The organism is Pinisolibacter aquiterrae (genome assembly GCF_019160155.1).
Taxonomy (GTDB): Bacteria; Pseudomonadota; Alphaproteobacteria; order Rhizobiales; family Ancalomicrobiaceae; genus Pinisolibacter; species Pinisolibacter aquiterrae.
This window is the reverse complement of the sequence record NZ_JAFNIH010000047.1, coordinates 1-1,058: the sequence shown is the minus strand read 5'-3', so window position 1 is coordinate 1,058 and position 1,058 is coordinate 1. Positions and strand designations below refer to the sequence as shown.

At 66.6% G+C, this 1,058-nt stretch carries 1 protein-coding gene; it reads left to right on the top strand.

Annotated features, from left to right (window positions below; translation table 11 throughout):
• On the top strand, positions 1-1,058 hold a 1,058-nt coding region (locus J3S89_RS19810; RefSeq protein WP_217930264.1), incomplete at both ends, for a DotA/TraY family protein.

Here is a 1,058-nt window from a genome sequence, read left to right as displayed (position 1 = left end):
GAGAGCGTCAAGACGGCGGTCGAAAGCGCCACGGCGACCGTCTCGTCGGCGCTCGCCTCGGCGCTCCAGAGCAATGCCGCCGAGGTGCAGGCCGCCGAACGGGAGTATCTCTCCAACGCCACCGACAACGGTTGGCTCGGCGCCATCCTCTGGCAGCGGTCGATGGTCGCGACCTATGCCAAGCTCTCGACCATGACGGAGGCGGTCAACTTCGAATACCGCGACCCGCCCGATCCCTCGACCAGCATCTCCTTCTTCAGCCGCTGGGGATCGGCCTATCAGGCCCTCGTCGACAAGATGCAGGACGTCTACCCTTACGCCCGCAGCTTCGACGCCTATTACGACAGCTTCGCGCAAGCCGCGCCGGTGCCGGTCTCCTCCGACGCCGCCGCCGCCGATCAGTCCTCGTCCTGGTCGGTCGCCGGCTGGATCGCCTCCGCCTATCAGACGATCCTGCGGCAGCTCGCGACTGTGGAGTCGAGCACCTGGAAGGACCCGGTCGTCGAGATCCAGGCGACGGGCCATGTCTTCGCCAAGACGGCCGGCGGGTTCGGTCTCGCCAGTGCCGCGGGCAAGCTCGTCGAAACGGTGACGGGCGGCGTCGGCAGTGTCGTCGCCGGCGGCCTCTCGGCTTTCTCCTGGGCGGCGATGTGGTGCTTCATCGTTCCCGGCTTCCTGCTGTCGGGGATCGGCCCGTTCCTGTTCGTGATCCAGTTCCTGTTCGCCGTGCTCAACTGGTTCCTGGTCATCGCCGAGGCCATGGTCGCCGTGCCCCTCTGGCTTCTCGACAAGTTCGCGCCGACGCGCTCGCCGGGTCTCTTCGCCGGGAACATGACCGGCTACATGTTCCTGCTCGGCATCCTGATCCGGCCGTTCCTGATCGTGATCGGCCTCCTCGTCTCGCTGCTCGTGCTCCGCGTCGGGCTCGACATAGCTAATCTGTTCTTTCGCGGGGCGCTGGCGGCGCTCGCACCGGACGGCCCAGGCACCATCATCGTCGGACTCGGCGGTCTCGTCGTCTACTCGGGGCTTCTCTTCACGCTCCTCACCTTCAGTTC